20 protein-coding genes are annotated in these 25,657 nt (G+C 74.8%); 11 read left to right on the top strand and 9 right to left on the bottom strand.

The genetic code is table 11. From position 1 onward, the window contains the following. Positions 1-5: 5 nt before the first annotated feature. Together RND61_RS15810 and RND61_RS15805 are read left to right on the top strand one after the other, a co-directional pair. Positions 6-878, top strand: a complete 873-nt coding sequence (locus RND61_RS15810) for a hypothetical protein (RefSeq protein WP_315878587.1) — start codon at positions 6-8, stop codon at positions 876-878. Further along, entirely contained in the window at positions 875-1,885 is a 1,011-nt protein-coding gene (locus RND61_RS15805) for a serine/threonine-protein kinase (RefSeq protein ID WP_315878586.1), read from the top strand. Before RND61_RS15810 ends, RND61_RS15805 begins: the two co-directional genes overlap by 4 nt. Before the next feature lie 115 nt (positions 1,886-2,000). On the opposite strand, the gene nadE is transcribed toward RND61_RS15805, so the two are convergent. Further along, the gene (gene nadE, locus RND61_RS15800; RefSeq protein WP_315878585.1) at positions 2,001-2,831 is read right to left on the bottom strand and encodes an ammonia-dependent NAD(+) synthetase; all 831 of its coding nucleotides are present in this window, start codon (positions 2,829-2,831) and stop codon (positions 2,001-2,003) included. Between the two features lie 95 nt (positions 2,832-2,926). Next, positions 2,927-4,237, bottom strand: a complete 1,311-nt coding sequence (locus RND61_RS15795; protein WP_391653527.1) for a streptophobe family protein — start codon at positions 4,235-4,237, stop codon at positions 2,927-2,929. Positions 4,238-4,528: 291 nt separating this feature from the next. Between RND61_RS15795 and RND61_RS15790 the strand changes: the two genes are divergently transcribed. Both RND61_RS15790 and RND61_RS15785 read left to right on the top strand, forming a co-directional pair. Beyond that, the gene (locus RND61_RS15790) at positions 4,529-5,548 is read left to right on the top strand and encodes a DUF6777 domain-containing protein (protein ID WP_315878584.1); all 1,020 of its coding nucleotides are present in this window, start codon (positions 4,529-4,531) and stop codon (positions 5,546-5,548) included. 302 nt (positions 5,549-5,850) lie between these two features. Beyond that, positions 5,851-7,794: a rhamnogalacturonan lyase gene (locus RND61_RS15785; protein WP_315878583.1), complete on the top strand. Its 1,944-nt coding sequence runs from the start codon at positions 5,851-5,853 to the stop codon at positions 7,792-7,794. Positions 7,795-7,888: 94 nt separating this feature from the next. Here RND61_RS15785 and RND61_RS15780 read toward each other — a convergent pair whose 3' ends face one another. The 4 genes from RND61_RS15780 to RND61_RS15765 are packed head-to-tail and all read right to left on the bottom strand — an operon-like array spanning position 7,889 to position 12,124. Next, entirely contained in the window at positions 7,889-8,920 is a 1,032-nt protein-coding gene (locus RND61_RS15780) for a LacI family DNA-binding transcriptional regulator (RefSeq protein ID WP_315878582.1), read from the bottom strand. After that, positions 8,917-9,846 carry a carbohydrate ABC transporter permease gene (locus RND61_RS15775; protein ID WP_315878581.1) on the bottom strand — a complete coding sequence of 310 codons (930 nt, stop codon included), beginning with the start codon at positions 9,844-9,846 and terminating at the stop codon, positions 8,917-8,919. Before RND61_RS15775 ends, RND61_RS15780 begins: the two co-directional genes overlap by 4 nt. Beyond that, complete coding sequence (locus RND61_RS15770) at positions 9,843-10,802, bottom strand: carbohydrate ABC transporter permease (protein ID WP_315878580.1); 960 nt, start codon at positions 10,800-10,802, stop codon at positions 9,843-9,845. Before RND61_RS15770 ends, RND61_RS15775 begins: the two co-directional genes overlap by 4 nt. Continuing rightward, positions 10,799-12,124 carry an ABC transporter substrate-binding protein gene (locus RND61_RS15765; protein ID WP_315878579.1) on the bottom strand — a complete coding sequence of 442 codons (1,326 nt, stop codon included), beginning with the start codon at positions 12,122-12,124 and terminating at the stop codon, positions 10,799-10,801. The genes RND61_RS15770 and RND61_RS15765 overlap by 4 nt, the downstream gene beginning before the upstream one ends. Positions 12,125-12,309: 185 nt before the next feature. Here RND61_RS15765 and RND61_RS15760 point away from each other — a divergent pair, with 185 nt between their 5' ends. From RND61_RS15760 to RND61_RS15750, 3 genes are all read left to right on the top strand, one after another. Further along, positions 12,310-14,346, top strand: coding sequence for a beta-galactosidase (locus tag RND61_RS15760; RefSeq protein WP_315878578.1), 2,037 nt, complete (start codon positions 12,310-12,312; stop codon positions 14,344-14,346). Between the two features lie 112 nt (positions 14,347-14,458). Continuing rightward, entirely contained in the window at positions 14,459-16,021 is a 1,563-nt protein-coding gene (locus RND61_RS15755) for a glycoside hydrolase family 53 protein (protein ID WP_315878577.1), read from the top strand. 68 nt (positions 16,022-16,089) lie between these two features. Continuing rightward, on the top strand, positions 16,090-16,305 hold the full coding sequence (locus RND61_RS15750) for a hypothetical protein (protein ID WP_315878576.1): 216 nt from the start codon (positions 16,090-16,092) through the stop codon (positions 16,303-16,305). A gap of 117 nt (positions 16,306-16,422) precedes the next feature. Here RND61_RS15750 and RND61_RS15745 read toward each other — a convergent pair whose 3' ends face one another. Both RND61_RS15745 and RND61_RS15740 read right to left on the bottom strand, forming a co-directional pair. Continuing rightward, a complete protein-coding gene (locus RND61_RS15745; protein ID WP_315878575.1) occupies positions 16,423-19,308 on the bottom strand; it encodes a helix-turn-helix transcriptional regulator in 2,886 nt (961 codons plus the stop codon). Positions 19,309-19,514: 206 nt separating this feature from the next. Continuing rightward, positions 19,515-21,329, bottom strand: coding sequence for a S8 family serine peptidase (locus RND61_RS15740; RefSeq protein WP_315878574.1), 1,815 nt, complete (start codon positions 21,327-21,329; stop codon positions 19,515-19,517). A gap of 740 nt (positions 21,330-22,069) precedes the next feature. Here RND61_RS15740 and RND61_RS15735 point away from each other — a divergent pair. The 4 genes from RND61_RS15735 (at position 22,070) to RND61_RS15720 (ending at position 25,076) form a co-directional block, all read left to right on the top strand. Continuing rightward, a complete protein-coding gene (locus RND61_RS15735) occupies positions 22,070-22,564 on the top strand; it encodes a DUF2617 family protein (protein WP_315878573.1) in 495 nt (164 codons plus the stop codon). After that, positions 22,561-22,965: a DUF4247 domain-containing protein gene (locus RND61_RS15730; RefSeq protein WP_315878572.1), complete on the top strand. Its 405-nt coding sequence runs from the start codon at positions 22,561-22,563 to the stop codon at positions 22,963-22,965. The genes RND61_RS15735 and RND61_RS15730 overlap by 4 nt, the downstream gene beginning before the upstream one ends. Positions 22,966-23,026: 61 nt before the next feature. After that, the gene (locus RND61_RS15725; protein ID WP_315878571.1) at positions 23,027-23,464 is read left to right on the top strand and encodes a DUF350 domain-containing protein; all 438 of its coding nucleotides are present in this window, start codon (positions 23,027-23,029) and stop codon (positions 23,462-23,464) included. Between the two features lie 10 nt (positions 23,465-23,474). Continuing rightward, positions 23,475-25,076, top strand: coding sequence for a polyamine aminopropyltransferase (locus RND61_RS15720; protein WP_315878570.1), 1,602 nt, complete (start codon positions 23,475-23,477; stop codon positions 25,074-25,076). Between the two features lie 123 nt (positions 25,077-25,199). Here the strand turns inward: RND61_RS15720 and RND61_RS15715 are convergent, their stop codons facing one another. Then, complete coding sequence (locus RND61_RS15715; RefSeq protein ID WP_315878569.1) at positions 25,200-25,649, bottom strand: hypothetical protein; 450 nt, start codon at positions 25,647-25,649, stop codon at positions 25,200-25,202. Between the last annotated feature and the right edge of the window lie 8 nt (positions 25,650-25,657).

The following is a 25,657-nucleotide window of genomic DNA, read 5'->3' as shown; positions in this document are numbered from 1 at the left end:
CGCCCGTGACCTCCGCCCTCCCGGCCGACGGCCCGGCCCCCGACGACTTCCGGCCCACCCATGTCGTACCGCGCCACGGCATGCCCGCGTGGGAGACGCCGGGCACGGCCAGGCCGACGGTGCCGCTGGACCCCTTCCTGCCGGTGCGGCTGCTGGAGCGGACGGGCGACTGGGCGCGGATCCTGTGCTCGAACGGCTGGTCGGCCTGGGTGGACGGGCGGCTGCTGGTGTCCGTGCCGGAGGATCCGCCGGCCGCGGCGCGGGACATGGCGCGGACCGCCGACCCGCGGCCGCTGCTGGCGCGGGCGGAGGCGTCGCTGGCCCGGTACCGGCAGGCGGCGGAGGACCTGGCGGCGGGCCGGACGGACGGCGAGGGGTTCCGGCGGAGCACCGGCGGACTGCGGCTGGGCGTCGTCGTCGAGGGCGAGGCGATGTGGCTGTACGACGCCGAGCACGAGCGCTGGCTGTACTGCGACGGCACCCGCCTGGCCGCGTACGCCTCGACGTCGGCGCCGTCGGCGGGGGCGCCGCCCCGCGGGGCCGGCGGCCGGGAGCCGTCCGGCCCGGCGGACGCCGTACCGCCGCCGGACGCCTCCGGCGGGGAGCACGTACCCGGCGCCGGCGCGCCGCCGCCCGCCCCCGGGCACGAGCCCACCCGCGTCGTCACCACCGGCGGCCCCGGACCGGCGCGGGCCGCACCGGCGGCGGAGGACGGGGGCGGGGACGGGGACGGGGACGGTACCGACGGCGGAGCCGGGACCGGTGCGCGTCCGCCCGGCACCCCGGAGCGGCCCGCCGCCGCGGAGCCCACGCGGGTGGCCGACGTTCCCGGGGCCGGCCGGGGCGGCCCGGCGGACGACCGGGCGGGTGGCGGATGACCGGGCCGGCTGCCGACCTGCCCGCCGGACGGCCGTCGGGCCTGGTGGGGCGGGACGTCGCGCACTACCGGATCGACGCCGAGATCGGCCGCGGCGGCATGGCGGTCGTGTACCGGGCGACGGACCTGCGGCTCGGCCGCACCGTGGCGCTGAAGCTCCTGGCGCCGGAGCTGGCCCGCAACGACACGTTCCGGAAGCGGTTCGCGCACGAGTCGCGGGTCGCCGCCGCGATCGACCACCCGAACATCGTGCCGGTCTTCGAGGCGGGGGAGACCGAGGGGCTCCTGTACATCGCCATGCGGTACGTGCCCGGGCAGGACCTGCGGGCGCTGCTGGACCGCACCGGTCCGCTGCCCCCCGCCACGGCGGTGCGGATCGCCGTGCAGGTCGCGTCGGCGCTGGACGCGGCGCACGCCCACGACCTGGTGCACCGGGACGTGAAGCCGGGCAACGTCCTCGTCGCCGAGGGCACGGACAGCGACCGGCCCGAGCACGTCTACCTGACGGACTTCGGGCTGACGAAGAAGTCCCTGTCCCTGACCGGCTTCACGAGCGTCGGCCAGTTCGTGGGGACCCTCGACTACGTGGCGCCGGAGCAGATCTCGGGACGGCCCGTGGACGGCCGGTGCGACGTGTACAGCCTGGGGTGCGTCGTGTACGAGACGCTGGCCGGCGCGCCGCCGTTCCGCCGGGACGACGACATGGCCCTGCTGTGGGCGCACCAGTACGATCCCCCGCCCCCGCTGAGCGACGTGCGGCCGGAGCTGCCGCCGGGGATGGACGGGGTGCTGGCGAAGGCGCTGGCGAAGGCTCCGGAGCACCGGTTCGACTCGTGCATGGCGTTCGTGACCGAGCTGCGGCGGGCGGCGACGGCGCGGGCGGAGGACGGCGGGCGCGGCGGCGCCCGGGTGGACGGGCCTCCCCCGCCCGCCGGGCCTCCGCCCCCGCCGCCCGCTCCCCCGCCGTGGGCGCTGCCCGTCTTCCGGGGCGGCCGGCCCCCGCCGTGACGCGCCGCGACCGGGCGCGGGCGGGTGCGCCGCGTCCCGACACGGCCGTGCCGGGACGGTGGTCCTCCGCCGCGGCCCTCCCCTCCCGGGGGCGACGGGCGCGCGGCGCCCCCTCTCAGGGGGCGATGGGCAGTCGGCGCTTGTGGTCGGTGCGGCGGTAGCGGTCGACGATCGTTCCGAAGGCCCGCTCGTCCACCGGCTTGCCCTCCAGGAAGTCGTCGATGTCGTCGTAGGTGACTCCGAGCGCGTCCTCGTCGGCCTTGCCCGGGTCGAGGGTCTCCAGGTCGGCCGTCGGGGTCTTCCACACGAGCTCGGTGGGCGCGCCCAGCGCGGCCGCGACGGCCCGCACCCGGCGCTTGGTCAGGCCGGTCAGCGGGACCAGGTCGGCGGCGCCGTCGCCGAACTTGGTGAAGAAGCCCGAGACCGCCTCGGCGGCGTGGTCCGTGCCGACGACCAGGCCGTCGTGCGCGCCGGCCACCGCGTACTGGGCGATCATGCGCTGCCGGGCCTTGATGTTGCCGTGCACGAAGTCCTGGTGGTGGGCGTCGCGGAAGCTCACGCCGGCGGCCAGTACGGCCGCGAGCGCGGCGTCGCTCGCGGGCTTGATGTCCACGGTCAGCACGTGGTCGGCCCGGATGAAGGAGAGCGCGAGCTGGGCGTCGTGCTCGTCGGCCTGGACCCCGTAGGGCAGCCGCATCGCGTGGAACCGCGCCTCGTGCCCGGCGGCCCGGGCCCGCTCGACGGCGAGCTGGCACAGCCGGCCCGCGGTGGTGGAGTCGACGCCGCCGCTGATGCCGAGCACGAGCGAGCGCAGACCGGTGGAGGTCAGCCGCTCGGCGAGGAAGGCCACCCGGCGTTCGATCTCCCGCTCCGCGTCGAAGGTCTCGGCGACCTGGAGTTCCCGGGCTATCTCCTGCTGCAGGGCGGTGGACGCCGACTCGCTCACGACTGCTCCTCGTTCCGGTTCGCGGTGTGGTGTCGCGCCCACCCTACCCAGTGGGTCTCCGCCGGATCGGGGCGGCGGTCGCCCGGGAAAGCCCCTCAGCCGGTGGGCCGCTCGGCGTCGGCGCCGTCGTCGGCCTCGCCGCGGTGGCGGACCCGGCGGGCGAGGAGGCCGCCGAGGAGCCCGGCGGCGGCGCCCCACAGGAGGGCGAGGCCGGCGGCCGTCCACGGGTGGGGGCGGAGGCCGACCCGCCCGCCGAGGGCGTCGACCTCGAAGATGCCGAGCAGCGACAGACCGAGGCGCGCGTCGAGGCGGGTCAGCGGCGCCACGACGAGCAGGGTGAGGGCGAACGCCACGCCCAGGTGGAGGGCCTGCCGCCACGGGCGGGTGCGGGCCGGCGAACGGACCGCCGCCACGAACGCGGCGGCCAGCAGCAGCACCGCCGCGACGGGGACCAGCCACCAGGCGCGGTCGTCGTGGGCCGCGAGGGCCCGCACGTCGAGGGTCGTGTCGTCGGGCCCACGCAGGACCTGGTCGAGGACGCGCGGCACGGGCAGCCCGAACGGGCCGTCGACCCGCCCCTCCCAGGAGGCGCCGATACCGAGCCCCAGGGCGAGCCACACCAGGTTGGGAAGGCCCAGCAGCAGCACGGCGAACGTGTCCGCCGGGCGGCCGCGCGTGGCGGCCACGACGAGGCCGGCGGCCAGGCCGAGGACGACGTACGCGAGGAGCAGGAACAGCATGGCGGACGCGGCCGGCCGTACGGGCTCCTGGTAGCGCACGAACCGGACCGGGAGCGGGGCGCCGCGGGAGACCAGCAGGGTCAGGGCGAGGACGCCGAGGACCCACAGCAGGCCGTACAGGAGCGTGCCCCCGGTGTCCGCGCGGAAGCCGAGGCTGGGCGAGGCATCCAGGAGGTCCCCGAGCAGGTCGGCGGGCGAGTCGGCGGGCAGCAGGTCGGTGAAGGTGTGGCGGGCCAGGGCCGCGAGGACGGCGAGGGCGGCGAGCCAGAGGGCGGCCGTGCGGGCGACGCGGGCGAGGAGTTCGTGCGTCGAGGCGACGGCGCGGTGGCGCAGGGGCCTCAGGAAGCCGGCGGCGAGGACGAGGGCTCCGGCGAGGGACACGGACAGCGGCGTGGCGGTCAGTTCGGCGTCCGTCCGGGCGAGGTCGCCCGCGCCGCCCGCCAGCTCGACGTCGCCGCCCGCCGCCATGACGACGACGGCGGCGACGACGCGGGGGAACGCCCCGCCGGGCAGGTCCGCCGCGCCCGCCGCCCACAGTCCGAGGGCGGCGGTCGCCGCCATCGCGGCGAGCGCGGCGAGCACCGCGGCGAGAGCGTCGAGCCAGGCCCGCACGGCGTGGCGGAGGCCGTGCGCGGTGCCGCGCTGCGCGGCGCTGTGACTGCTCACGGTGCCACGCTAGGCGCGGACCCGGTCTCCCGGCTTGCGGGCGACGCCCGGACGGAGCACACAATAGGCACGGAACGGAAGAAAGGTACGCATGTGACTTCCGACCCCGCGTCCGGCCGCCCCACGGGCCCCCCGTCGGGCCCGCTCTCGCACCCCGCGCCGGACCGCACCGGCCCCGGGCAGCCCCCCGCCGCTCCCCCGCCGCCCCCGGGCGGAGGCGGCGGGGGCGGAGGCGCGGGCGGCGGTTCGCACCGCGCGGGCGGCGGGCGCCCCTGGTGGCGGTCCGTTCCGGTGATCGCCTCCCTCGTCGGCGTCCTCGTCGCGGCGGTGGCTCTGGCCGTGGTGCTGTCGCGCCCCGGCGAGGCGGAGGCGGTGCGCGCGGAGAGCGTCTCGTACCGCCCCCCGAACAGCTTCACGCCCAGCACGGCCACGCCGGAGGACCAGGCCGTGAAGCGGCTGCCCGCGCAGGAGCGCCACCGGTACGCCGGGTCGGTGCCCGAGCTGTACGGGGGCAGCGGCGACCGCGCCGTGTGCGACGTCGAGAAGCAGATCGCGTACCTGAACGGGGACCGGTCCAAGGCGAGGGCCTTCGCGTCGGTGCTGCGCACCTCCCCGGAGGGCCTGCCCGCGTACCTGCGCGGCCTGACGTCGGTGCAGCTGCGCCTCGACACGCTGGTGACGAACCACGGCTACGAGGACGGCAGGGCGGTCCCGTACCAGGCGGTACTCCAGGCCGGTACGGCCGTGCTCATCGACGAGTACGGCGTGCCCCGGGTGCGCTGCGCCTGCGGCAATCCGCTGGACCGGCCCCAGGTGGAGCGGCCGGAGAAGGTGGTCGGGCGGACCTGGCCGGGCTTCCAGGCGGAGGAGGTCGTGGTCGTGGTGCCCGCGCCGACGCCCGTGCCGACGTTCACCGTCGTCGACGTGGAGACCGGCAAGCGCGTCGAACGCCCGCACCCCGGACGGACCTCTCCTGCGGCGACGCCGACGGACGGCACGTCGCCGGCCACCACGAAACCGCCCGTGTCGCCGGACACGTCCACGACCGCACCGCCGGGCACCCCCACCGACACCCCGACCGACACGCCGACCGACCGGGGCACGGACGGTACGACGGACGGCGGGACGACCCCGGAGGAGTCCCCCGGGCAGACGTCCCCGGACACGCCGCCGCAGTACGGCTCCCCCACGGGCACGGACCCGGACACCCCGCCCGGCGGCACGGCCCCGGACACGGACACGGAACCGAACACGGTCACGGAACCGGACACGAGCCAGGGTTCCGGGAACCCCTCCTCCGTCGCCCCCTAGGAACGGGGACCCCAGGAGCGGGGCCCCGGGAGCGGGGGCCCGCCTCCGCCAGGGTGCGGCGGCCCGTACGGCCTTCAGGAGGTCGCCGATCCGCTCGTGCAGGCCGGCCGGCAGGCGGACGGCCCAGCGCTCGACGGCTTCGGCGCCGAGTTCCCTGCTCCGGCGCCGGCTCTGGCGCGCCGCCGCCGCGCGGGCCTCCGGTTCGCGGGCGGCGGGTGGGAGCGGACCGTTCACCGGGCAACCTTCCGGGGGCGGGTGGCGACCACCGGGTACTCCCCCGTCCCCGACAACGAGGTCGCGTGATGTCCCCCTCCCCCCGCTCCCCGCACCGCCCGTTCCGCCACCGTCCCCGCCGCCCGCACCGCCGTGCCGGCCGGGTCGCGGGGGCGCTGCTCGCCGCCCTCGCGGCCGGGACCGGCGGCGTCCTCGCCCCCCAGTCGGCCGCGGGCGCCGCCCCGCCGGACGCGGCCGTCCGGGCGACCGCCGTCGTGCGCGTCGCGGAGCGGCTCGACCGGGGCCTCGTCGCCGTCCCGGCGGCCGGCGGCACCCTCGTCACCTGGCGCATGTTCGGCGACGACCCGTCCGGCGTGTCGTTCCGGCTGTACCGCGGCGGTGCGCTCATCGCCACCACGGGGAAGACCAACCACCTGGACACCGGGGGCTCGGCCTCCTCCAGGTACGAGCTCCGGGCCGTCGTCGGCGGGGTGGAGCAGCCCGCCGCCCGCGCGGCGGTCTGGGGCTCCGGCCGGCTCGACATCCCGCTGCGGAAGCCGCCGGGCGGCACGACCCGCGACGGCGTCGCCTACACGTACTCCGCGAACGACGCGAGCGTCGGCGACCTCGACGGCGACGGCGCGTACGAACTCGTCCTCAAGTGGGTGCCGTCGAACGCCACGGACGTGGCCAACTCCGGCACGTGCACCGGGCCGACCCTGTTCGACGCCTACGAGCTCGACGGCACCCACCTGTGGCGGGTGGACCTCGGCACGAACGTGCGCAGCGGCTCGCACTACGACTCGTTCCAGGTGTACGACTACGACCGCGACGGCCGGGCCGAGATGGCCGTGCGCACCTCGGACGGCACCCGCGACGCGGCCGGGACGGTCGTCGGGGACCCGGGCGCCTCGCACCTCGCGGCGAACTGCGCGGTGCTCGGCGGTCCCGAGTACCTGTCGGTCTTCGACGGGCGGACCGGCCGCGTCATGGCGTCCGCCCCGTTCGAACCGGCCCGCGGGTCCGTCGCGGACTGGGGCGACACGTGGGGCAACCGGGAGGGGCGGCTGCTCTCGGCGACCGCGTACCTGGACGGCGCACGGCCGAGCATGGTGTTCAGCCGGGGCGTGTACGAGCGGATCGCCCTCGCCGCGTACGACTGGGACGGCACGTCCCTGACCCGCCGCTGGAAGTTCGACACGAACGCCTCCACCAACCACGGCAAGGGCTACGACCGGCAGGGCAACCACAACCTGGCGGTCGCGGACGTCGACGCCGACGGGCGGGACGAGATCCTGTACGGGGCGATGGCCGTCGACGACGACGGGACCGGCCTGTGGACGACGGGGCTCGGCCACGGCGACGCCCTGCACGTGGGCGACCTCCTGCCGTCGCGGCCGGGCCTGGAGTCGTTCAACGTGCACGAGCACGCCGACGCCGCCTACGGCTACGAGATGCACGACGCCCGCACCGGCCAGGTCCTGTGGGGGCGGCGCACCGGCACGGACGTGGGCCGCGGCCTCTGCGCCGACCTGACCCGCGACCACGCGGGCGCCGAGTGCTGGTCCAGCGGCGGCGGCCTCCACGCGGCGGACGGCACGCCGATCAGCGACGCCGTGCCCTCGTTCGGCGGCGCCGCCTCGTACAACTCCGCGATCTGGTGGGACGGCGACGCGCACCGCGAACTGCTCGACCACCGCTGGTCCGGGACGGCCGGCAGCGGCTACGGGCAGGTGCTCAAGTACACCGGCTCCACCGAGCTGACCCGCGTCTGGTACGACACGGCCGCGCGGTCCAACAACTGGACCAAGGGCAACCCGGCGCTGTCCGCCGACATCCTCGGGGACTGGCGGGAGGAGATGATCTGGCGCGACGCCGACTCGACGGCGCTGCGCCTGTACACCACCCCGCACCCCACGGACTTCCGCCTGCCGACGCTGATGCACGACCCGGTGTACCGGCTGGGCGTCGCCTGGCAGAACACCGGCTACAACCAGCCGCCGCAGGTCGGGTACTACCTGGGCACCAGCTAGTACCCGACCCGCCCCGGCGGGGGCAGCGGCGGCCCGGGGCGGCCGGGATCCGGCCCGCTGCCCCGGCGGCGCGGCCGGAGCAGCGGGGCGGGGATCAGGTGGACGCGCGGCGGATCAGCTCGGTCGGGAGTATCACCGCCGCCGGGTCCTCCCCGCCGATCTGGGCGAGGAGGACGCGGACCATCTCGGTGCTGATGCGGTCCCACGGCTGGCGGATCGTGGTGAGCGCCGGGTCGGTGGACGTCGCGGCGGGCGAGTCGTCGAAGCCGCCGACCGCGATGTCCTCCGGAACGCGCCGCCCGGCCCGGTGGAGGGCGGACAGCGCGCCCTGGGCCATCAGGTCCGACGCGACGAACAGGGCGTCCAGGCCGGGGTCGCGGCGGAGGAGCTCGGCCGCGCCGGCCTCGCCGCCGGCGTGGCTGTAGTCGCCGGTGACGACGAGCCGTTCGTCGTACGGGACGCCCGCCTCGGCGAGGACCTCCCGGTAACCGGCGAGCCGCTCGACGCCGCCCGGTGTGTCGAGCGGGCCGGTGATCGTGCCGATGCGGCGGCGGCCCAGCGCCAGCAGGTGGCGGACCATGTCACGGGCGCCGTCGCGGTCGTCGGCGGCGACGTAACTGACCTTGGAGGTGTGGCCGATGGGCTTGCCGCACGCCACCAGCGGCACCCCGGCGTCGCGCAGCCGCTCGGCGAGGGGGTCGCCGGAGTGGCTGGAGACCAGCAGCACCCCGTCGACGTGGCCGGCGGTGATGTACCGGGTGATGCGCCGGCGTTCGGCCTCCGTCCCGGCGATCATCAGCAGGAGGGGGATGTCGTGCGCGGCGAGCGCCTGGGTGCAGCCGCGCAGGAGGACGTTGAAGTTGGGGTCCTCGAAGAACCTCTCCTGCGGCTCGGTGAGGAGGAAGCCCACCGAGTCGGAGCGGCCGGTGATCAGGGAGCGGGCGTGCCGGTTGACGACGTACCCGGTCTTGCGAATGGCCGCGTTGACGGCCTCCTGCGCGGCGGGACTGACGTAGTGTCCGCCGTTGAGGACCCGCGAGACGGTGCCGCGTGACACTCCGGCCTCGCGGGCCACGTCGTGGATCGTCGGCGGCTTGCGCCGCCCCCCCGTGTGCTTCATGGTCACGACTTTACGGCTCCCGACAGCAGGTCCAGGCTCCAGAACCGCTGGATGAACAGGAAGAGCGCGATCAGGGGGAGCAGTGCCAGCAGGGCGCCCGTGATGACCAGCGTGTACAGGGCGGGGGTGTTGGAGCCCTGGGCGAGGAGCGTGTACAGGCCGAGCGTCATCGGGAACTTCTCGTCGTCGCCGAGCATGATGTACGGCAGGAGGAAGTTGTTCCAGATGGCGACGAACTGGAAGAGGAAGATCGTCACCAGTCCGGGGACCATCATCGGCAGTCCGATGCGGGTGAAGATCCTCCACTCCCCCGCGCCGTCCATGCGGGCCGCCTCGACGACGTCGGCGGGGACGGCCGCGGAGGCGTAGATCCGGGCGAGGTACACGCCGTACGGGGAGAGCAACAGCGGCAGCAGGACCGACAGGTAGCTGTCGGTGAGGTCGACCTTCGCGAGGAGCAGGTACTGCGGGACGGCGAGGATCACCGGCGGCATGAGGACACCGGCGAGGAGGACCTTGAAGACGGCTTCGCGGCCGGGGAAGCGGTACAGGGCGAGCGCGTAGCCGGAGACGGCGGACACGGCCGTCGACAGGAGGGCGCCGAAGCCGGCGTAGAAGGCGGAGTTGCCCATCCAGCGCCAGTAGATGCCGTCGCGGTACGCGTGGAGGTCGGCGATGTTCTCGGTGAACCCGGTGCCGGGCAGGAAGGTGAACGTGGAGAACAGCTCCCGGCCCGACTTGGTGGCGGCGACCAGGACCCAGGCGACCGGCAGGAGGCAGTAGACGGCGCCCAGCACCAGGGCGGCGGTGGGCAGCAGTGCGATCCGGTGGCGCAGCGGCGGGCGCCCGGCGGCGGGCCGCGGCGGGGCCTGGGCGGCTCCGGGGGTGGTGCCCGCGGCGGGCGCGGACTTGCGTGCGGTGATGCTGGTCATCGGGGTTCCCCCTGCTGGGTGCGGGAGTTGGCGGCGCGGAGGAAGCCGAAGGACAGGGCGAGCGTGACCACGGCGATGATCACGGCGGTGGCGGCGGCGGCGTGGAGGTCGCCGTTGCCGAAGGCGTCCTGGTAGACCTTCATCAGCGGGCTCCAGGTGGTGGAGACGGAGTTGGTGAGCGGCTTGAGGGTGGTGGGCTCGGCGAAGACCTGGAGCGTCGCGATGATCGAGAAGAAGAAGGTCAGGACCAGCGACGGCGCCACCATCGGGATCTTGATGCGGAGCGCGATCTGGAACTGCGAGCAGCCGTCGAGCCGGGCCGCCTCGTACACCTCGGCGGGGATGGACCGCAGGGAGGTGTAGATGACGATCATGTTGAAGCCGGTGCCGCCCCAGACGGCGATGTTCGACAGCGAGAAGAACAGCGGTCCGCCGTCGAGCAGGTCGGGCTGCGGCAGGCCGAGCGCGTCGAGGACGTAGTAGAACGGGCTGACGTCGGGCAGGTAGAGGAATCCCCACAGCAGGGCGGCGATGACGCCGGGCACCGCGTACGGGAGGAAGATCGCCAGTCGGGTGACGGACGTGAGCCGGACCCGGTCGGCGTCGAGCATCAGCGCGAACAGCAGGGCGAGGCCGAGCATGGTGGGCACGACGATGGCGCCGTACCCGAGGACGCGCAGGGCGCCGTCGAGGAGCTCGGAGTCGGTGAGCGCGTCGGTGTAGTTGGTGAGGCCGGCCCACACTTCGCTGCGGGCACCCTTGCCGAGGCCGAGGCCCTTGACCTCGACCTTGTGGAGGCTGAGCCAGATCGCGTAGCCGATGGGCAGGGCGAAGAAGAGCGCGAAGAGGACGGCGGCGGGGGCGAGGAAGGCGAACGGCGCGCTACGGCCGCGCCGTGCGCCGGAGCGGCGGACGGCGGCGGCCGTGGCGTTCGCCCGGGGGGCGGTGGTGGTCACTCGGCGACTCCGAAACCCTGCTTCTTCAGGTCGGCGACGGTGGTGTCGTGCATGGTGCGCAGCGCGGCACCGAAGTCCGTCTTGTCCTTGGCGGCGCGGGCGAAGGCGTCGCGGAAGGTCGTGTAGGCGACGTTGACGTTGGGGCCCCAGGCGGAGGGGGCCGTCGTCTTGGCGATCGCGGCGGCCTCCGCGTAGAACGTCGGCTGGTTGGAGAAGAAGTCGGGCGCCTTGGAGAGGGCGCCGCCGGTCTGCGCGGCCGTGGCGGCCGGGTAGATCCCGCTCTCCTTCACCAGGGCGGCGAGGGCGGTGGGGTCGGTGTTGAGCCAGGTGACGAACTTGGCGGCGGCAGCCTTGTGCTTGCTGTCGTTGGTGACGGCGGTGGAGGAGCCGCCCCAGCTACCGGTGGCCTGGGCGCCGCCGGACCACTGCGGGAGCGGGGCCATGGCCCACTTGCCCTTCGTGTCGGGGGCGGCCGTGGTCAAGGTGCCGGGGGCCCAGACGGCGCTGACCCAGGCGATCTGCTCGCCGGTGTTGAGGGCCTTGTTCCAGGCGGGGGTGTACATCGGCTGGTTGTCGATGACGCCCTCCTTGACGAGGCCGCCCCAGAAGGTGGCGACCTTGCGGGTGGCGGCGTCGTCGATGCCGACCTTCCACTTCTCGCCCTCGGTGCTCCACCAGCGGGCGCCGGCCTGCTGGGCGAGGCCGGCGAAGAGGCCGGCGTCGTTGGCGGAGAAGGTGGTGAGGGCCTTGTCGGGGGCCTTCTCCTTCAGGGTGCGGGCGGTCTCGGCGAACTCGTCCCAGGTGGTGGGGACGGTCAGGCCGTACTGCTTGAAGAGGTCCTGCCGGTAGTAGAACATCATCGGCCCGGAGTCCTGCGGGATCGCGTAGACGGCGTCCGTGCCGAGGGTCGCCTGCTGCCAGACGCCGGGGGCGAACTTCTCCTCGACGCCCTCGACCTCCTTGGATATGTCGGCCAGGACGTCGTTGCTGACCAGGGTGGGCAGCGCCTGGTACTCGGCCTGGACCAGGTCGGGGGCCTGGTGCGCCTTGGCCGCGGTGAGGATCTTGGTGACGAGGTCGTCGCCGGACGCCTGCTTCTTCACCGTGACGGTGATCCCGGACTCCTTGCCGGGGCCCTTGTTCCAGAGGTCCGCGACCTTGTCCATACCGGGGGCCCAGGCCCAGTAGGTGAGGGCGGCGGGGCCCGCCTCCGCCGGGGCGGCGGACTCGTCGCCGGACGAGTCGCAGGCGGTGAGGGCGGTCGCGCCGAGGAGACCGGCGACGGTTGTGGCCACGAGGCGGCGGCGCAGCGTGAACGGCATGGATGTTTCTCCCTGACCTGGGGCCTCCGACAGTCGCGGGGGCCTGCCATGCTTCTGTGAGCGTTCACAGTAGAGAAACATTCAGGACACTTGTCAATGGTTGTTGCTGTGCGGTTATGTTGGCTCCACCCTCGAAGGAGGGCCTGTGAACGTTCCCAGCCAAACAACTTCCAGGAGAGAAGCCCATGCCGGACACACCCCGGGGCCTGACACGACTCGCCTTCGGCGCGGATTACAACCCCGAGCAGTGGCCGGAAAGCGTCTGGCACGAGGACATCGCACTGATGCGGGAGGCCGGCGTGACGATGGTCAGCGTTGGGATCTTCTCCTGGGCGCTGCTGGAGCCCGAGCCGGGGGTCCACGACTTCGGCTGGCTGGACCGGGTCCTCGACCTGCTCCACGAGAACGGCATCCGCGCCGACCTGGGCACGCCCACCGTCTGCCCGCCCGCCTGGTTCTACCGCGAGCACCCGGAGGCGCTGCCGGTCACCCGCGAGGGCGTCCGCCTCGCCTTCGGATCGCGCGGCGCGATCTGCCACAACTCCCCGGCGTACCGGGCGGCCGCCGCCGACATCACCGAGCGGCTGGCCCGCCGCTACGCCGACCACCCGGCGCTCGCCCTGTGGCACGTCCACAACGAGTACGGCGTGCCCGTCTCGGCCTGCTACTGCGACACCTGCGCCGCCGCGTTCCGCGTCTGGCTGGGCGAGCGGTACGGCTCCGTCGACGCCGTCAACGAGGCGTGGGGCACCGCCTTCTGGGGCCAGAGCTACGGCGACCTCGACCAGATCGACCCGCCGCGCCTCACCCCCACCGCGTGCAACCCGACCCAGCAGTTGGACTACCAGCGGTTCGCCGACGCCGCGATGCGGGAGAACTTCGTGCGCGAGCGCGACATCCTGCACCGCCTCGCCCCCGGCGTCCCGGTGACCACCAACTTCATGACCGCCCTCAGCCAGTGCGACTCCGTCGACTACTGGGCCTGGGGCCGCGAGGTCGACCTGGTCACCAACGACCACTACCTGATCACCGACGGCCGCCGCACCCACGTGAACCTCGCCATGGCCGCCGACCTGACCCGCTCGGTGGCGGGCGGCGAGCCCTGGCTGCTGCTGGAGCACTCCACCAGCGGGGTGAACTGGCAGCCGCACAACCCGGCCAAGGCCCCCGGCCAGATGGCCCGCAACTCCCTCGCCCACGTCGCCCGCGGCTCCGAGGGCGCCATGTTCTTCCAGTGGCGCCAGTCCCGGCGCGGCGCCGAGAAGTTCCACTCCGCGATGGTCCCGCACGCCGGCACCGACTCGCGGGTGTGGCGGGAGGTCGTCGGGCTCGGCGCGGACGTCGCCGCGCTGGCCGGCGTCCGGGGGACGCGCACCGAGGCGGACGTCGCCGTCGTGTGGGACTGGCAGTCCTGGTGGGCGCAGAAGCTGGAGTGGCGGCCCAGCGAGGACCACGACGCGCGCGAGCGCGCCGACACCGCGTACGAGGCGCTGTACGACCGGCACCTGACCGTGGACTTCGCCGAGCCGGAGGCCGACCTGTCGGCGTACCCGCTGGTCGTCGTGCCCGCGCTGTACCTGACCACCCGGAAGGCGGGCGACAACCTGCGCGCGTACGTGGAGAACGGCGGCACGCTCGTCGTGTCGTACTTCTCCGGGGTCGTCGACGAGCACGACGCCGTCCACGAGGGCCCCCATCCGGGCGCGCTGCGCGACGTGCTGGGGCTGACGGTCGAGGAGTTCTCGCCGCTGCTGCCCGGCCAGGCCGTCCGGCTCTCCCCGGTGCCCGGGGCGGCGGTCGCGGCCCCGGCGGAGCTCGGCGGGGACGTGTGGACCGAGTTCGTCGTGCCGCGCGGCGCCGAGGCGGTGTGGGAGTACGCCGACGGGCTCGCCGCCGGCCGGCCCGCCGTGACCCGCCACCGGCTGGGCCGGGGCACCGCCTGGTACGTGTCGACCCGCCTCGACGCGGCCGGCCTCGGCGCGGTCCTGGACCTGGCGTGCGCGGACGCCGGGGTGGCCGGGCGCACCGGCCTCCCGCGCGACGTCGAGGTCGTCCGCCGCACCGGCGAGTCCGGCCGCTACGTCTTCGCCATCAACCACACGGCGGCGGACGCCGAGGTCCCCCTGGAGGGGCCCGGGACCGAGCTGCTCGACGGCGGCCGGGTCGACGGCCCGCTGACCGTGCCCGCCGGGGCCGTCCGGGTCGTACGGCTCGACGGCTGACGCGCAGGGCGGGCCCGCTCCCCGGCGGCGCCCGCCCCCCTTGATCCCGGCCGGATGTGTTGAGGGGCGTCCGGCCGGTCCTCACCCCCACCCCTCCGTCGAAGGGACGACGATGTTCCAAGCGAGCCGCCTGACCCGCCACGTGCGGGCCCTGTTCCTCCCGCTGGCCGCGGGCCTGGCCCTGACGGCCCTGCCCGCCCCGGCGGCGCACGCCGCCTCCACGCTCACCAACACCGGCTTCGAGTCCGGTACGACCGGCTGGTCGACCTACTCGTCGACCGGCCAGAGCTCCGCCTCCTTCGTCGAGGCCGGAGGGCGCAGCGGCGCCTCCCGGCTGTCGCACTGGGCGTCGTCCGCCTACAAGGTGGAGACGTACCAGTACCTGTCCGGACTGGCGAACGGTTCGTACACGCTGACCGCCTGGGTGCGGTCCAGCGGCGGGCAGAACGCCGCGTACATCGCCCTGCGCAACTGCGGCTCCGCCGAACAGCGCACGGACCTGCCGCCCACCCCGGACGGCAAGTGGATACGGCTCGTCACCTCCGTGAAGGTGACGAGCGGCCAGTGCACCGTCAGCATCAACTCCGACGCCAAGGCCGGCAACTGGCTCAACGTCGACGACGTGTCCTTCACCCCGGGCTCCACGGGCCTGTCCGTGCGGGGCGTCGACGTGTCGTCCCTGAAGAAGAGCGAGGACCTCGGCGCCGTCTACCGCAACAGCTCCGGCGCCGCCGCCGACGCGCTGGGCGTGCTGCGCTCGGCGGGCGCCGACTACGGGCGGCTCAAGGTGTGGGTGAACCCGGCGGACGGCTACAACAACAAGACCCGCATCCTGGAGACGGCCCGCCGGATCAAGGCGCAGGGCATGCGGCTCCTGGTCGACTTCCACTACTCGGACACCTGGGCCGACCCGGGCGCCCAGGCGAAGCCCGCCGCCTGGTCCTCCCACTCGTACGAGCAGTTGCGCTCCGACGTGTACAACCACACGTACGACGTGCTGAACGCGCTCAAGGCGCAGGGCACCACGGCCGACATGGTGCAGATCGGCAACGAGATCAACACCGGCATGCTCTGGCCCGACGGGTCCACCGCCGACTGGTCGCGGCTGGCCGGGCTGCTGAACTCGGGCGCCTCGGCCGCGAAGGCGGTGTCCTCCTCGACGCGGGTCGCGCTGCACCTGGCGCACGGCGGTGACAACGCCCTGTACCGGCAGTGGTTCGACAACGCCACCGCGCGCGGGGTGACGTTCGACGTCATCGCCCTGTCGTTCTACGGCTACTGGCACGGCCCGCTCTCCTCGCTGCAGGCCAACCTCGACGACATCTCGGCCCGCTACGGCAAGCCGGTGCTCGTGGTCGAGACCGCGTACGCCTTCCGCCTGGACAGCGAGGACGCCCACGAGAACATCATCGACACGACCGGTGAGCTGGTCGCCGGCTACCCGGCGAGCCCGGCCGGCCAGGCGGCCTGGCTGCGCGACGTGATGAACGTCGTGGAGGCCGTCCCGAACGGGCGCGGCCTGGGCGTCGTCTACTGGGAGCCGACGTGGACGGCCGTCCAGGGCAACGGCTGGGACCCGGCCGACCCGTCGTCCGGCAACGGCTGGGAGAACCAGGCGCTCTTCGGCTACGACGACCGGCCGCTGCCCGCGATGGCCTGGCTCGGCCACCGCTGATCGGGGTCCGGCGGAAATTCGTCACGGCCGGGCCGTGACCCCGGGGCGCCTCGGCAGTTGGACCGGGCATGAAGAAGCGCAGCATGCTCGCCGTGGCGTCCCTCGCCGCCGGAGTCGTCACCTCCCTGCTCACCCCGTCCTCGCACGCCGCCGTCAGCGACAACCTGCCCCAACCGAGCTCCATGCTCGGCGCGGACGACGTCGCGACGCTGATGGACGACGTCGCCGGGGGCGCCGCGCAGGACGCCGTTTCCCACGTGGGCGGCAAGACCGCACAGCACTGACCGCCGCACACGACGACACCGCCGCGTGGCGCCCCCGCCGCGCGGCGGTGTCGTGCGCACCCCGTGCCGCGCGGCGGTGCCCGCGCGGGCCGTCACCCGACCGGCGGACGCCCCCGGTCAGCCGTGGTCGTCGCCCGCCGCCGGACCGGGCCGGACCACCGGCCCCGTGGTGATGACCGCGGCCAGTTGGGCGCGGGACCGCACGTCGAGCTTCTGGTAGATGCGCGTCAGCCGCGCCTCGACGGTCTTGACGCTCAGGTAGAGCCGGGCCGCCGCCTCCTGGTTGCTCGCCCCCTGCCCCACCATCCGGGCGAGGCGCGCCTCCGCCTCGGTGAGCCGCGCCAGCGCCCCGGCCCCCGACGGGGCCGCCTCGGCGCGGGCCGGCCCCTCGGCCACCAGGTCCAGCCAGGGCACGGCCCCGGCCCGTTCGAAGACGGCAGCCGCCGCGTTCAGCGCCTGCTGGGCCGCCGAGCGCCTGCGCCGCCGCCGCTCCACCCGCGCCAGGGCGATCAGGCACCGCCCCTGCTCCAGTACGAGGCCGTGCCCGGCGAACCGCTCGGCCGTCCCCGCCAGCAGCGCGGCCGCCTCCTCCTGCTTGCCGCCCGCCGCCAGGCACTGCGCGTAGGCGCGGTCGCAGCCGAGCAGCACCGTCGTACGGCCCAGGCGCTCGGCGACCGGGCCGACGTCGGCGAGCAGGGTCTCGGCCTCCTCCCGCGCGTCGTGGGCGAGGAGGGCCTCCGCCAGCTCCTCGTGCCAGCGCAGCATCGACGGGTCGACGGTCCGCAGGGCGCGCTCGCCCTCCTGGACCCGGCGCAGCGTGTCCAGCGCGGCGGCCACGTCCCCGGTGACGAGCTGGACCCTGCCCAGGGCGTACAGGGCGCGGGAGAGGAAGACCTGGTCGCCCTCCTCCTCCGACGCCTGGGCGCTGCGCCGGGCGTAGCTCATGGCGCGGGCGAAGGAGCCGCCCGCCGTCTCGGCGAGGGCCAGCGTGTACCAGGCCGGGCCGGGCGACAGGCCGGCCTCCAGGGTGAGGGCGAGGGAGCGGTGGGCGTGCTGGAGGGCGGCGGCGCACTGGCCGCGGCGGGCCTCGACGGCGGCGAGCGTGTGGAGGAGTTCGATGGTGTCCTCGACGGGACCGCGCCGCTCGACCAGCGGGAGCAGGGCGTTGATCTCGTCGCGGGCCTCGGCGAGCCGGTCGTCGAAGAGGGCGTGGCGGATCGTCAGGATCTGCGCGGCGTTGCGGACGCCGAGCGGCCGGTCGGCCCGCTCCAGGGCGCGGGCCTCGGCGAGGGTCTCCTCCGCGTCGGGCGAGCCGAGGACGCGGTCCATGCGGGCCTGCTGGGTGAGCGCCTGCGCGGCGGTGTGCCGGTCCCCGACCGAGGCGGCGAGGGCGGCGGACTCGACCGCGGCGGCGCGTGAGCGGACCGGGTCGCCGTCGGCGAGGACGTGCTTGACGGCGAGGCGCAGTTGGACGGCGGCCCGCAGTGCGGGTTTCCCCTCGGAGTCCTCCAGGGCGTGGACGTACAGCTCGTCGAAGTCGGTGAGGCCCTGGCCCGCGGTGTCGAGGACGGCGAGCCGGGCCCGCACCCGGTCCTCGGGGCCGGCGTCGCGGGCGAGGAGGTCGGCGGCGGCGCGCAGGGCGAGGTCGGCGCGGGCGGCGCGGGCGGCCTCCTCGGCGGCGTCGGCGAGCCGGGCGATGCGGCGGCGGCCGAGGTGGACGGGGGTCGACTCGGCGGCGAGCAGGGCCAGCTCGGCGGCGAGCGCGCTGTTGCCCCGGCGGCGTACGGTCTCCACGGCCGCGGCGACCTCGGCGGCGAGGCGCTCGTCGGGGACGTCGGTGGCGAGCGCCCGGTGCCGTACGGCCTCGACGGGGTCGTCGACGACGCGGGCGAGCGCGGTGTGGGCCTCGCTCCGCTCGGTCCAGGAGGTGTCGTGGACGAGGGTCGTGGGGAGCAGCCCGGCGGTGAAGGCGACGGCGCCGTCCTCGGTGAGCGAGACGAGTCCGGCCCGTTCGGCGGCGGCGAGTTCGGCCTCGGCGGTGGGCCGGCCCGCGCGGCGGACCAGGGCGGCCGTGGGGCGCAGGGCGAGCGCGGCGAGGAGGAGCGCGGCGCGCACGGGCGGCGGCGCGGGGGCGAGCATCCGGCGGGCGAGGTCGCGGGCGCGGCCGGAGAGGGGCAGCGCCTCGGCGTGGTGCACGGGGGTGCGGGAGTCGGCCAGGGAGCGGCCGACGGCCAGGGCGAGGCGGGGGTTGCCGCCGCTCGCCTGGTGGATGCGGCCGGCCATGCGGGAGGCGAGCCGGTGGTGGACGAGGAGTTCGGCGATCTCGTCGGCCTGGAGCGGGGGGACGAGGAGCACGTCGGCCTCGGAGGGCACCCAGAGGGCGGCGGGCGCGCCGCCGGTGGCCGCGTCGGGGTCGGGGACGGCGCCGGACGGCTCCTTCCACGGGCCGGTGCCGGCGTCCCCGTACGGGGCGTCGGGGCCGCAGGGGGCGGGGGTCTCGACGGCGAGGACGCGCAGCTCGGGCGGGGCGAGGTGCAGGGCGAAGCGGAGGAGGTCCGCGCTGTCGGGGTCGACGTGGCGGGTGTCGTCGACGACGAGGAGGACGGGGCCCTTCTCGGCGAGGGCGCGCAGCATCCGGGCCAGGGCGAGGCGCAGGGCGATGGGGTCCCGGCCGGTGTCGGGCGCGGTGGCCTCGCGGCACAGGACGGCGACGGCGGCGCGCTGCGGTCCGGGGAGGCCGTCGAGGGCGGAAGGGGGTACGGAGGCGACGAGGGCGGCCGCGGCGGCGCCGGGCATGTCGCGGTCGGCGGGCTGCGGGGCGAGCCACAGAACCGTTTCCCCGCGGGCGGCGGCCTCGGCGGCGGCGGCCTGGGCGACCTCGGTCTTGCCGACCCCGGCCGGCCCGGTGAGCACGGCGCGGCCCCGGGCGCGCAGGGTGCGGTCGAGGCGGTCGACGAGGTGGGCCCGGCCGACCGGCGCGGAGGGGTACGGCGTCGTCCTCATGTGCCACCACCCTCCGGCGCGTGGGCCCCGCCCGCACGCGGCGGGCCCCCTGCCCGCGCCCTGTGAGGATACGAATCAGGGGCGGGTAGTCCAGGTCTTCTGTCCGGCATGTGGACGGCGCTCCCGGGCCGCGCGACGGGGCGCGCCCCCGGCGGAAAGCCGGGAACACGCCCCTGACCTGCGAATTTGTTACCCCTACTGGCGTCTCAGAAGGTGAGACCCCAGGAGTCGATGTAGCCGGTGTCACCCGAGGCGACGTCGCGGACCTGGAGCTTCCACGTGCCGTTCGCGACCTCGGAGGAGGCGTCGACGGTGTAGGTGGCGAGGACGTTGTCCGCCGAGTCGTTGCCGCTGGAGTTCTTCAGCCGGTAGGCGGTGCCGTCCGGGGCGACCAGGTCGACGACCAGGTCGCCGCGCCAGGTGTGCTTGATGTCCACGTCCACCTTGAGGGCGGCGGGGGCGTTGCCGGTGACGCCGGTGACGGCGATGGCGGAGGTGACGGTGGCGTTGTCCGCGATCGTCACGTTCGCGGTGTTGCCGAAGGCGGTGCCGCCGGGGGTGGTGCCGCCGCCGGTGACGGCGTTGACCGTCTTGGCGGCGTCGGCGATGCCGGTGCCGCAGCCGCCGGAGCAGGTGCCGGGCAGCGGGCGGGCGTTGGTCTTGATCGCGGACTCGATGTCGGCGGGGGTCAGCGTGGACCTGGCCGACTTGAGGAGCGCGGCGAGACCGGCGATGTGCGGGGCGGCCATGGAGGTGCCCTGGTACGGCTTGTACGTCTCGGTGGACTGGACCGTGCCGCCGGAGTTCAGCGTGGAGTGGATGCCGTTCTCGGGCGTGGTGATGGTGCCCGGGGTGTCCGTGGCGCGGCGGGTCTCGCCACCGGGGGCGGCGACGTCGACGATGGTGCCGAAGTTCGAGTAGTACGAGCGGTTGCCCTCGCGGCTGGTGGACGCGACGGTGATGACGTTGTCGCAGTTGGCCGGGGTGAAGCCGGAGGCGTTGGCGTTGCTGTTGCCGGCCGCGACGACGACGGTGGTGCCGCGGGAGACGGCGCCGTTGATGGCGTTGCGGTAGACGGTCGGGCAGGTGCTGCTGGCGCCGCCGAGGCTCATGTTGATGATCTTGGCGGGGTTGGGGTTGGCCGGCACGCCGGGGACGCTGCCGCCGGACGCCCAGGTGATGGCGTCGGCGATGTCCGAGGAGGAGCCGCCGCACTTGCCGAGGACGCGGACGTGCTGGACCTTGGCGCCGTAGGCGATGCCGGCGATGCCCTTGGCGTTGTGGGTCACGGCGCCGATGGTGCCGGCGACGTGGGTGCCGTGCCAGGAGGAGCTGCTCGCGCGGGAGCCGGTGCCGCACTCGCCGTCGGTGGCGTTCCAGTCGCCCTCGTCCTTCGGGTCGCCGTCGCGGCCGTTGCCGTCGCGGGCGTCGGAGGAGGTCGAGATGAAGTCGTAGCCGGTGACGGTGTTGGCGGCGAGGTCCGAGTGGGCCGCGTAACCGGTGTCGATGACGGCGACGGTGACGCCGCTGCCGGTCGTCTTGTCCCAGGCGCCGGGCACGTTCATGCCGCCGGTGGGCTCGAAGAGGTCCCACTGCTTGGCGTAGTCCGTGTCGTTGGGGGTCACGGCCATCGGGTAGGCGCGGATGTCGGCCTCGACGGAGGCGACGGCCGGGTCGGCGCGGAAGGCGTCCATGACCTCCGCGAGGTCCTGCCGGGTGGTGGCGGTGCCGAGGTCGACGAGTGCGGAGCCGCCGGCGAGGCGGCGCTCGAAGGAGAGCTCCTCGCCGGTCTCGGCGGCCTTCTCGGCGGTGTCGCTCTTGGCGGCGGTGTTCGAGGTGGCCTCCGCCGTGCGCGCCTTGTAGGTCACGATGACCTTCTCGACGGGCGCGGACGGGATGGTGGCGGCCGGGTTCATGGCCTGCGAGGCCGGCGCGGTCGGCTTCGGGGAGGGGGTGGCCTGCGCGGCGAGCGCCACCGACGAGGTGGACGCGACACCGAGGAGCGTGGCGCTCGCCGCCACGACGGATATCAGTCTCCGCCTGGAACCGTTCAAGTTGTTCCCTTTCAGGGGCGGCTCCGGCGACTCCCGGAGCTGCTGACGGTGCGGTGCGCGGGCGGCGGCGCGGGACTGTGGCTGTTTGTGGGGTACCTCCACAGCCCCTCGAGGCCGGGTGTGCCCCCGCGCCGCCGCCGGCGCGACGGCCCCGACGTCGGGGCCGTCCCCGGGGATCCCCCTGGGGTCGCATGCATGGGGTTACATGCACCTGACAGTTACGGGTCAGAAAGGGGGAACCGCCGGTGCGGGAGACAGTAGGGAAACGCGCCGTGAAGCCGATACGGGGAAAACCCTTGTCACCCCCGGCGGGGGCGGGGGGTTCCCTCGCGGGAGCGCCGCGGCGCCGCCGGCCCGGCGTCCGGGCCGCGGGCCCCGGCCCGGCGCGTACGGGCGGACACCGCCGGACCTACCTTAAGGTCCAGACCAGACCCGTGGTCCCGGGGGTCGGCGAAGCGGCCGGGTCGACGGCCACGGCGGCGGCGGTGACCGCTCGCAAAGGACGACCGGCGACCGGAACCGGCCGGTCCCGGTGGAACGCATGCGGCGGGGGCGGAGGGGCGGAGCGGGACGGTGCCGGGGCGCCGGGGGAGCCGGGCGCGCCGCGACCTCCGGGGGCGCCGCGCCCCGTTCCCCGCTGCGGCGCGGGTCGCGTCCTGTGCCATACTCGGCGGCGCTCACACGCAGGTACGGCCCCCGGGGGATCAGTGAACGGCATAACCCTGGAGGCACCGTATCTGGACACCGATGCCGACCAGTTGTCCTTCGCCCTGGGCCACCCCGTCCGCGACGCCCTGGCCGTGCGCGACCTGACGGTCGGTGGACTCGCCGTGCAGCTCCGGCTGCTCGGCGCCTCCCACCAGGTGTGCGCGGGACCGGTCCGCGAGACCGTCGCCTGCCTGCCCGGCGCCCGGGACGGCCTGCCGGACACCGCGGCGCACGACTTCGACGGCTGGCGCTACTCCTTCGGCGCCCGCGTGGACGAACACCCCGCCTCCGGGTTCGGCGCCGAGGTGGCGCGGATACGCGACCTGGCGGACGCCCACCCGAGGTCCCTCTACGGCATCTTCCCCGGCTCCGTCGACGCCGTCACCGCGCTGACCGTCGAGCGGGACGGCACGGGGCTGACCTGGCGCACCTGGCACACGTACCCGAGAAGCCGCCGGATCGTGGCGACCCACACCCGGCTGGAGGCCCGATGAAGACCGCCCGACGCACCACCGCGCTGCTGCTCGCCGCGGTCGTCCTCGCCGGCTGCGCCGACGAACCGGACGACGACGGCAACCCCGTGCCGTCCGCCTGGATCAGCAGGCAGTACACGACCGGCGCCGGCGGCCACGTCGACGACCGGGACGCGCCGTCGAAGGTCGCCGACGAGATCCACGGCCACTCCACGGCCACGGACCGGCTCGACTCCGACGGCAGGGTCTTCCTGCGCTACCGCGACGACATCGTCGCCATCAGCCCGCACCGGACGGGCAGCCGCATCGAGATCGCGGACTACCGTACGGGGTACCGTCGATGGAAGCCGCACCTCCGGACGAAGTGGCCGGACCCGGACAGCGCGGGCTTCCGCGGCGGCGGCCCCGGCTCCGGCAAGTGACCGGGCGCCCCGCGCCCACCGCACCCGCGATTCCCCGACGACGTCCCCGAAAGGCATCCCCGTGGCAGAGATCTTCGAGTCGGCCGGCACCGCCGTCCTCTACGGCCTGGTCGGTTTCGTCGTGATGGTGGTCGGCTTCGTCGCGCTCGACCTGGTGACCCCCGGAAAGCTGTTCCACGTCGTGTGGACCGAGCGCAACCGGGGCGCCGCGGTGCTCCTCGCCGGCCAGACGGTCGCCGTCGGGCTGGTCATCGAGGCGTCCATCCGCGCCAGCGAGTCGGAGCTCGGCCTCGGCTACGGACTGTTCAGCACCCTGCTGTACGGGCTCGCCGGCGTCGTCGTGATGACGCTGATCTCGCTCGTCGTCGGACTGCTCACGCCCGGCAGGCTCGGCGCCGCGGTACTCGACGACAACGGCACCCAGGCCCATCCCGCCGCCTGGGTCCAGGCGGCCATGTACGTCGGCACGGCCTTCATGGTCGGCGCCGCGGTCTCCTGAGCTCCCCGCCATGAGCACCACCACCGCCCCGGACACCGCCCCGCCCGCCACCGCTCCGGCACGCCCGCGCCACCCGCGGGGGACCCGGGTGCTGCTCCTCCTCGCGGTGTTCGTCTGTGCCGCCTGTGGCCTGGTCTACGAACTGGCGCTGACCGCGCTGGGCAGCTACCTCATCGGCAACTCCGTGATGCAGACCTCCGTGGTCATCTCCGTCATGGTCTTCGCGATGGGCGTCGGCTCCCTCGCCGCCAAACCGCTCCAGCGGCGGGCGGTCGGCGCGTTCGCCCTGGTGGAGCTGGTGCTGGGGCTCGTCGGCGGGTTGTCGGTGCTCCTGCTGTACGTGGCGTTCTCCTGGCTGCGGATCTACACGCCCGCCATGGTGGTCGCCTCGTTCGTCGTGGGGCTGCTGATCGGCGCCGAGATCCCCCTGCTGATGACGATGCTCCAGCGGATCAGGCGGCAGGAGGCGGGCAGCGCCGTCGCGGACATGTTCGCCGCGGACTACGTCGGCGCGCTCATCGGCGGCCTGTGCTTCCCGCTGCTGCTCCTGCCCGCCTTCGGGCAGTTGAAGGGCGCGCTGGTGGTGGGTGCGGTCAACGCCGTCGCCGGGGGCGGCGTCGTCCTGTGGATCTTCCGCCGCGAGACCCGGAGGGTCGTCCGCACGTGCCTGCTGGGGGGCGTGGCCGCCGTCCTGGCGGTGCTGGGCACGGTCTACGTCCTGGCCGACGAGATCGAGGTGACGGCGCGGCAGCAGCTGTACCGGGACCCGATCGTCCACGCCGAGACCACCCCGTACCAGGACATCGTCGTCACCCGTTCCACCGCGTTCACCGGGGCGCCCGACACCCGGCTGTTCCTCAACGGGGACCTGCAGTTCTCCTCGGTCGACGAGTACCGGTACCACGAGTCGCTGGTCCACCCCGCCCTGGCGGGGAAGCGGGCGTCGGTGCTGGTCCTGGGCGGCGGTGACGCGCTGGCGCTGCGGGAGGCGCTGCGCTACGACGACGTCGAGGAGGTCACGCTCGTCGACCTGGACCCGGCGATGACCCGGCTGGCCCGGACGTTCGGCCCGCTCGTCGACCTCAACGGGGGCGCCCTGGCCGACCCGCGCGTGACGGTCGTCCACGCGGACGCGTTCACCTGGCTGCGGGACGCGCGGCACCGCTACGACGCGGTAGTCGTCGACTTCCCCGACCCGGACACGGCCGCGCTGGCCAAGCTGTACAGCGTCGAGTTCTACCACCTCCTCGCCCACGTCCTGAAGCCCGACAGCCGGGTCGTGGTGCAGGCCGGGTCCCCGTTCTTCGCGCCCAAGTCGTACTGGTCGATCGCCGAGACGGTGCGGGAGGCCGGGTACGCGACGACGGCCTACCAGGTGGACGTCCCGAGCTTCGGCAACTGGGGCTTCGTCCTCGCCTCCCCCGGCTCCGGCGGCCCGCCCCCGGTCCCGCGCCTCGCCGCCGACGCGCCGCGCCTCCGCTTCCTCGACGACGCGGTCCTGAAGGCCGCCACGGTCTTCCCCGTGGACCGCCGCCCCCAGGACGTCCGCGCCAGCACCCTCATGGACCCGGCCGTCCTGGAGTACACCCGCCACGAGTGGCGGAACTACTAGCCCCGGCCCCCGGGGGATCCGACCCCGCCACGTGCCGCCCCCGGCCTGCCGCGGGGGGGCGCCGCCCGGAGACGCGGAGGAGCCCGGGCCGACGCCTCGGCCCGGGCTCCTCCGTCGTGCCGCTCACCGTACCGGTGGCGCGTCCGTCCACTCGGTGGGAACCGGCATGCCCCAGTCGCCGCAGGCGCGCACCATCGCGGCACGCACCCGCGGACCGGCGTGCGCGTAGGACGCCGGTCCCTCCGCGCCGATCAGGTACTCCCCGATCAGGCCCTCCAGGAAGTCCGGGTGGACCGGCTCCGGGGAGGCGGCGACCCGCTCCAGGAAGGCGAAGCAGCGCCGCAGCTCCTCCGTCCTCCCCGGGCCGGGCTCCGCCCGCAGCGCCGGCAGCAGCACCTCGTCGAAGAGGTCCCGCAGCAGGGCGTAGACGTCCGTGCGGACGGTGGTCACGTCCGCCGGGTCCAGCTCCAGCGCGATCGCCGACCGGACCTTCCTCTCGACGGTGCCGCGCATCTCGGGCAGGGCGTCCAGCATCTCGCCCAGGAAGGTGTGCGTCGTGACGGGGTCCTTCACCACTGGCT

Origin of the sequence: Streptomyces tamarix (genome assembly GCF_032423885.1) — a bacterium.
Taxonomy (GTDB): domain Bacteria; phylum Actinomycetota; class Actinomycetes; order Streptomycetales; family Streptomycetaceae; genus Streptomyces; species Streptomyces tamarix.
The sequence above is the reverse complement of the archived record's forward strand: the minus strand, read 5'-3'. Positions and strand labels throughout refer to the sequence as shown.

Excerpts from the sequence above, each read along its gene's own strand:
- RND61_RS15805 (WP_315878586.1), top strand. The coding sequence starts at position 875 with ATGACCGGGCCGGCTGCCGACCTGCCCGCCGGACGGCCGTCGGGCCTG.
- RND61_RS15785 (WP_315878583.1), top strand. The coding sequence starts at position 5,851 with ATGTCCCCCTCCCCCCGCTCCCCGCACCGCCCGTTCCGCCACCGTCCC.
- RND61_RS15775 (WP_315878581.1), bottom strand. The coding sequence starts at position 9,846 with ATGACCAGCATCACCGCACGCAAGTCCGCGCCCGCCGCGGGCACCACC.
- RND61_RS15765 (WP_315878579.1), bottom strand. The coding sequence starts at position 12,124 with ATGCCGTTCACGCTGCGCCGCCGCCTCGTGGCCACAACCGTCGCCGGT.
- RND61_RS15760 (WP_315878578.1), top strand. The coding sequence starts at position 12,310 with ATGCCGGACACACCCCGGGGCCTGACACGACTCGCCTTCGGCGCGGAT.
- RND61_RS15755 (WP_315878577.1), top strand. The coding sequence starts at position 14,459 with ATGTTCCAAGCGAGCCGCCTGACCCGCCACGTGCGGGCCCTGTTCCTC.
- RND61_RS15750 (WP_315878576.1), top strand. The coding sequence starts at position 16,090 with ATGAAGAAGCGCAGCATGCTCGCCGTGGCGTCCCTCGCCGCCGGAGTC.
- RND61_RS15745 (WP_315878575.1), bottom strand. The coding sequence starts at position 19,308 with ATGAGGACGACGCCGTACCCCTCCGCGCCGGTCGGCCGGGCCCACCTC.
- RND61_RS15730 (WP_315878572.1), top strand. The coding sequence starts at position 22,561 with ATGAAGACCGCCCGACGCACCACCGCGCTGCTGCTCGCCGCGGTCGTC.
- RND61_RS15720 (WP_315878570.1), top strand. The coding sequence starts at position 23,475 with ATGAGCACCACCACCGCCCCGGACACCGCCCCGCCCGCCACCGCTCCG.